Source organism: Endozoicomonas sp. ONNA2, from assembly GCF_024606365.1.
Lineage (GTDB): Bacteria > Pseudomonadota > Gammaproteobacteria > Pseudomonadales > Endozoicomonadaceae > Endozoicomonas.
Genome location: NZ_JAHHPO010000033.1, coordinates 1 through 7506 on the forward strand (window position 1 = coordinate 1; position 7506 = coordinate 7506).

General features: G+C 50.1%; 3 protein-coding genes. 1 reads left to right on the forward strand and 2 read right to left on the reverse strand.

The genetic code is table 11. The features are described 5' to 3' along the window. Nucleotides 1–162: 162 nt before the first annotated feature. Complete coding sequence (hrpA, locus tag KDK14_RS00410; protein ID WP_257263039.1) at nt 163–4059, reverse strand: ATP-dependent RNA helicase HrpA; 3897 nt, start codon at nt 4057–4059, stop codon at nt 163–165. Between the two features lie 88 nt (nt 4060–4147). Then, nucleotides 4148–5830, reverse strand: a complete 1683-nt coding sequence (locus tag KDK14_RS00415; protein WP_257263040.1) for an AMP-binding protein — start codon at nt 5828–5830, stop codon at nt 4148–4150. A gap of 257 nt (nt 5831–6087) precedes the next feature. On the opposite strand from KDK14_RS00415, the gene KDK14_RS00420 reads away from it, so the two are divergent. Then, entirely contained in the window at nt 6088–7419 is a 1332-nt protein-coding gene (locus KDK14_RS00420) for a hypothetical protein (RefSeq protein ID WP_257263041.1), read from the forward strand. The last annotated feature ends 87 nt before the right edge of the window (nt 7420–7506 follow it).

Consider the following 7506-nt stretch of genomic DNA (forward strand, 5'->3'; position numbering starts at 1 on the left):
CGGGCGGCGGGTAGCGTCTGTAGAAATGTCGAAGTTATTTCAGGACAGCTCCTTATTTACAGACAATTCCTAAGGCAAGGGTAGTTGTGATGCGTATTTTGGCAAGCGTGAACAATAATTTCCAAAAGGTCGTTACGCTGACTCTCCGGGGAGTAACCTTGCTTAAATATCCTCAACCTGTTCCCACAGTTTACGAAGACGTTTGTCCGATACCGGAAAACGGGTACCCAGTTGCTGGGCAAACAGGGACACCCGGTACTCTTCAATCATCCAATAAAACTGCTGAAGATTTGGATCGATCACCTTGTGCTGGCTATGAGCCTCCCGGCGCTGGTCATATTTCTGCTGAAGGATGGTCAACTCTTCCGTCCAGGCGCGATCACGGTTGACCTGGGCTGGCAGCTTCTCCAGCCTGACCTCAATCGCCTTGAAGTAGCGGGGATAATGACTTAACCACTCCATCCCGGCTGAACTCATAAATTCCGGTTGCAACAGCCTTTGCACCTGCTGCCTGATATCCGCCAGGGCCAGTGCCCGATCAAAACTGATCTTGCCTTTCAACTGTCGGCTAATGCCCTGGGCAATACGAAATATCTCATAAACAATGGGATCGATCTTCTCGGCAAAAGGTACAATGTCGCCTTTATGCTGCTCAAGCAATGCCAGAAATGACTCACGGTTTCTGGGCAGTTCAACGTCCTTATTCAGATAGACGGCGCTGATAATCAAACCCTGTAAATCATCTTCCAATTGCCCCTGATTCACCAGATTGGTCGCCAGCAACCGGGTTTCTTTTAATCTGGTCATTTTACTCAAGGCAGACTTAAGCTGAGTGGACAGCCTGATTCTCAGCAGTCGGGTCAACCCTTTGCGGTTTTCAAACTCAGCCATTGCCGGACTTTCAAACAGCTGAACAGCCACTGAATCACGCTGGTCAACCAGTGCCGGGTATGACTTTAATACCAGTCCACCGGCTTTGCGGGTAATCTCACGGGGCAGCTCGCCACAGGTCCAGTCCAGCAGACCTTCCTGCTCCAGATGACTTTTCGCCAGCTTACGGATGGTATCCTGTACGTGATCAGAGAACTGTTGCCTGAGCTTATGCAAATCTCGCCCCTGACCAATCACATCACCATCTTCATTCACTACCCGGATATTCATTAGCAAGTGCGCATCCAGGTTATCCCTGTTCCAGTGCTCTTCGAGGATACGCACACCGGACATACGGGTCAGCTGCCGTCCAAGCATTTCGGTCAACGGCTCATCACAGGCAGCAAGCGATTCCAGTGCGCCATTGACAAAATCAGGCACAGGGACAAAGTTCTTGCGCACCGGTTTGGGCATGGATCGAACCAGGGCCACACACTTGTCGAACAGCATACCGGGCACCAGCCATTCCAGACGATACCCGGGCAGTAGCCTTAATGCCTCTACAGGCACGGTCAGGGTTACACCATCATCAGGCTCACCCGGGGCAAAATGATAACTGAGGGGCAGCTCCAGCCCCTCCCAGCGGAAGCGATCCGGGTATCGGTTGACGGTGATATGCTCTGCTTCATGCTGCATCAGATAGTCTTTGGTAAGGTGGAGCAAATCAGGCTTCTGTCGTTCAGCCCCTTTACGCCACTGCTCAAAGCCGGCACCATTACAGATATCCGCAGGAATCAGCGCATCGTAAAAGTGGTAGAGCGTGTCACTGTCCACCAGAATATCCCGGCGGCGGGACTTGGCTTCTAGCTCGTCTACTTCTTCAATCAATGCCAGGTTATGCTGCTGAAATGCACCTCTGGAATCAAAGTGTCCTTCCACCAGGGCTTCACGGATAAAGATCTCCCGGGCAACCACCGGATCTATCGGGCCATAATTCACCCGACGACGACCGACCACAATCAATCCGTACAGTGTGATTTGTTCAAACGCTACCACCTGGGCACGTTTCTTCTCCCAGTGGGGCTCAAAATAGTTCCGTTTGACCAGGTGCGTTGCCAGCGGCTCAATCCATTGGGGCTCCAGTTTGGCATTGGTTCGGGCAAAGAGCCGGGAGGTCTCCACCAGCTCCGCCGCCATCACCCATTTCGGCTTGCGCTTATACAGCGTCGATGCCGGAAACAGATAGAAGCGCCGATTCCTGGCACCCATATAATCCGCTTCGTCATTCTTACTGCCTAATTGCGACAAAAGGCCAGATAGCAGAGACTTATGCACATCGCCATAGCTGGCAGGACTGTCATTTAACCGGAATTTCAGCTCTTTACAGGCCAGTGTCAGCTGTCGATGGAGGTCGCGCCACTCGCGCATGCGCATAAAAGACAGGAACTGCTTATTGCAGTATTTGCGCAGCTGGTTCCGGGACAGGGCCTGCCGCTGCCCTTCATAGGCTTCCCAGAGATTCACATAGGTCATAAAGTCCGAGTCATCGTGATAAAACTCACGGTGTCGCTGATCAGCCGCCTGCTGTTTGTCCTGCGGACGTTCCCTGGGGTCCTGCACCGCCAGGGCACTGACAACAATCAGCACTTCATGCAGGGCATTATTTTTATTGGCTTCAATCAGCATGCGCCCAAGGCGGGGATCCACCGGCAGCTGCCCCAGCTGTCGGCCAACCGGGGTAATGCGCCGGTCTTTACCCACGGCCACCAGCTCCAGCAGCAGCTTGAAGCCATCATTAATAGCCTTGCCATCCGGTGGATCAACAAACGGAAACGCGGCAATATCACCAAGCCCCATCCGCAGCATCTGCAAGATAACCGCTGCAAGGTTGGTTCTGAGAATCTCCGGATCGGTAAACTCCGGGCGGGAAAGAAAATCCTCCTCAGAGTAGAGGCGAATGCAGATACCTTCTGCCACACGGCCACAACGTCCTTTACGTTGATTGGCCGATGCCTGTGACACGGCCTCTACCGGCAGTCGCTGGACTTTTGACCGAACACTGTAGCGGCTGATACGCGCCGTGCCCGGATCAATCACATAGCGAATGCCCGGCACCGTTAACGAGGTTTCTGCGACGTTGGTCGACAAAATAACACGACGACCGTAGTGTTCCTGAAAGATCCGGTTCTGCTCTGCAGCAGAAAGGCGGGCATACAATGGCAGAATGTCAGTATGGGGCAGTTTTGCCTCCCGAAGAAACTGGTGAGTTTCCCGGATATCCCGTTCACCACTGAGAAACACCAGTACATCGCCCAATACATCGCCCTTGCCTGCCCGTTCAAGGCTGTCAATCTCTGCCAGCGCCGCCAGAATCCCCTGCTGTAATCGCTGGTCCGCATCCCGCCCTTCCAGCTGAAGATCTTCCAGTGGTCGATATAACGTCTCTACCGGATAGGTGCGGCCAGAGACTTCGATCACCGGCGCTTGATCAAAGTGCTTTGAAAACCGTTCAACATCAATGGTGGCGGACGTGATGATCACTTTCAGGTCCGGTCGTTTCGGCAGAATCAGCTTGATATAGCCCAGAAGAAAATCAATATTCAGACTGCGTTCATGGGCTTCATCAATAATCAGGGTGTCATAGCGGTTAAGAAAACGGTCATTCTGAATCTCGGCCAGCAGAATACCGTCGGTCATCAACTTGATCAGGGTGGTTTCGGTGGAGTGATCGGTAAAACGCACCTGGTAACCAACCTGTTCCCCAAGGGTTCCCCCAAGCTCTTCAGCAATGCGATTGGCAACGGAACGGGCGGCCAGTCGGCGAGGCTGGGTATGGGCAATGGTGCCAAAAATGCCACGACCCGCTTCAAGGCAGATTTTTGGCAACTGGGTTGTCTTGCCTGAGCCCGTTTCACCAGCCACCACCACCACCTGGTGGTTATGGATCGCCCTGGCTATGTCACCTTTTCGATCGATAACCGGCAGTTCCTGCCCATAACGGATCTCAGGAAGTGCAGCTTGTCTGTGCTCCACCAGTGACAGGGATGACGCTATTTTTTTTTGTATCCGGTCCAGACCAGCCTCATCATCCCGTTTAAGCCGACGCAACTGCCCCCGCAAGCGGTAACGATCACGGATCATGCATTGATTGATAGACTGGCGCAGTTGCTTATCGGAAAAGCCGGACACCCAGGTACTCCCGTTTGTATGGAATATGTGATGATTATACTGGTTTGGAAAAGCGGCCTGAATGGCCGCCTGACAGGAATTTTATCCACTACCGGCTATGGTGGGCCGCCAGTTCTTCATCACGCAAATGACGACGGAGGATCTTGCCAACATTGGTGGTCGGCAGCTCATCCCTGAACTCAACCAGCCTGGGTACTTTATAGCCAGTCAGGTTATGCCGGAAAAATTGAATCACTTCTTCTCTGGTCAGCCCGGGATTAGCGGACACCACAAACACCTTGATCGCCTCTCCAGAGCGTTTATCGGGAACCCCGATCACGGCACACTGGGAGACATCCGGATGGGTACAGAGCACCTCCTCCAGCTCATTCGGGTAAACATTGAAGCCGGAAATACAGATCATGTCTTTTTTACGGTCGACAATAGTTACATAACCTTCCTCGTCTATTCGGGCAATGTCGCCAGTTCTCAACCAGCCATCCAGCATTGCTTCTTCAGTGGCCTGCTCACTCTGCCAGTACCCCTTCATCACCTGGGGACCTTTTATGCACAGTTCTCCTGCTTCACCAATGGGCAGATCCTTATCATCAGCATCAACCACCTTCAATTCACAGGACGGCACCGGCAGGCCAATGGTTCCCAGTTTGATTTTACCCGGCGGGTTAATCGTCACCACCGGCGAAGTCTCCGTCATACCATAGCCTTCACAGATACGACTGCCGGTCAGGTTCTCCCACCGCTCGGCGGTTTCCAGTTGCAGTGCCATACCGCCGGAAATGGTGTTTTTCAAATAGGAGAAATCAAGATGACGGAAGGCTTCCTGGTTCATCAACCCAACAAACAGGGTGTTCAACCCAATAAACATACTGAAGGGCTTACCGGTCAGATCCTTGATAAAGGATCTCATATCCCGGGGATTGGTGATGAGCATATTGTGCTCACCCAGCAGGATAGCCACCATGCAATGTACGGTAAAAGCAAAAATATGATAAAGCGGCAGTGGCGCAACAATCAGCTCTTCCCCTTCCCGCAAATTACCCCCGACAAGCGCCTTGACCTGGAACATATTGCTGAGAATATTACGGTGGGTCAGCATGGCACCTTTAGCGACACCTGTCGTTCCACCGGTGTACTGCAAGATGGCGACATCATCATTTTCCCGGCGAATATCCGTACAATGACGCAACGCACCACGATTGAGGGCAGTGGTAAACGACACGGCTGACGGCAGTGAATAGTCAGGCACCATTTGCCTGACGTGCTTGACCACGAAATTCACCAGCGTCCGCTTGAAGGTCGGCAATATATCCCCTGCCTGAGTCACCACAACATGCCTGATCGCTGTTTTGGGAATTACCTTCTCAGCCATATGGGCCATGTTAGCCAGCACCACCAGCGCCTTGGCACCGGAATCACGAAACTGATGCTCCATCTCACGCCCGGTATAGAGCGGATTGGTGTTCACCACGATCAATCCGGCACGCAGCGCACCAAACACCGCCACAGGAAACTGCATGACGTTGGGCAACATAATGGCTATCCGATCACCAGGGCGTAAGTCGGTGTGATTCTGCAAATAGCTGCAAAAATGGCCGCTGAGTTCGTAAAGGCGGGAATAGCTGAGTTCATGCCCCATGTTGCTGAATGCAGGCTTGTCGGCAAACTTGCGGGTACTGTACTCCAGTACATCAATAATCGAGCGATACTGCCCAACATCAATGGTTGCAGGAATGCCTTGTGGGTACTTGTCTTTCCAGAAACCGGTGGTCATGAAGTAAGCCTCCCACATCCATGATGAAGCTGTATAGGATAAAAACTGGCTCGCACACTGTTTAACCTGTCTTGCAAATTATCGCATTGGAAAATTTTTTCGAGATTATCAGTTTTCTGTTGCTCCTGATAGGCGACCTGCGGTAAATACTTCTAACTTAGTTTTCAATGAAGAGATAAGTAGCCGTTCCATATGGCCAGCTACTTAAACAATGGTATTCAAGAGAAAAGCCAATGGGCAGAATGAGCGGCAATCACATGTTGACAAACACTTACACGCAACCAGCCAATAACCCACAAAGGCCATTGGAGACAGCTCAATCACTGTCTTCAGCCCCCATAAGGCCATCACTGAGTACCAATTTTTCTGAGCGATTAATATCCCCGATGGTGCCTTATCTACAACCAGTAGTCAGTCAGCAATGGCCTATATCATCGCTTCGGAACAAACGGGCAACGCCCCTCTCTGGCACGAGCACACCTCGTTTATCCAATCGCCCTGATATGAATAAACATGCCAAAGAGTTTATACGCCTTTGGCAGCAGATAACTGAAACCAAAACAATCAAGATTTTTGTTGGCAGTATTCTTTCCCCAAATAGAATGCGAACACTTCTGAACCAATTAAATGAACTGCCATTATCCTGTGATGAGCAAATGCAAACCCTGACAAATTACTACCTGATGAAATTCGGGGAAAATCTGGGCAGCGCTATGCAAAGCTTCAGAGATGACAGAAAATCAGTGGTACACCATTCAACAATTCTGGACCATCCTGGCCACAGAACAGCAACTATTACTACTGTTCTTGACCAGGTCGAAGACTATTTAAGTAGCAGTTTTGATATTAAAAGGCATTTAACAAACCTGTCACAAAACCTTTACTCATTGTCAATGGACGATTTGGAACACAAAGAATTGGATGTGTGCAACAAACACCTGCACAAAGAATATCAAAAAGATCTCGAAGCCTCCTCCAATATGAAATTGAGTACCATTTTTTCAAATGATTTACTAAGAGGGATGAATCTTGATATTTACTCGGCATCAGGTCGTCCACTACTTAGCATCTATAGCAATACAAAAACCTGTTCATATAAGGAAAGGGAAGAGAGTGGCGTTATTCTCGACCAAATGACATTTGACACTGGCAACCATTCAGACCGTGATAGTCGTGAACAGATGTTTCAAACCCTGATTGCAGCAAAACTTGACAAAATTCTGGGCTCTCCCAAACGAATACACGCCCTGACGTTTCTCTGTAGCCAACGATCGGCCAATATTGTCCACAACTTATTAAACCTGTATTTCATTGGGAAAAACTTGAGTTTATCAATGCCTGAAAGAAATATAAGAACCGAAATAAGAGTTCTTGATAATAGGGATATTTCAGTGAGGACGATACTATCACTGCAACAATATTCGCTGATCGACAACCGCTCCGATGATACCTCGTCTTTCGATATTGAACAGATGATTGAGGTGGAAGCACTGTCCTTGATTACTGCTGACAACCTTCAGCAGCCATACTTTTACAAAATAAACGTTAAGATGCTTGAGCCAGTCGCCATTCAACTCAATATACGTTAAGTAGTTGGCCAAATGGAGTCGTATATTTCTGACTAAGTGGACAGTTACTATGCAAGGCGCAACGTAGGGAGCATAGCCTTAGCTATG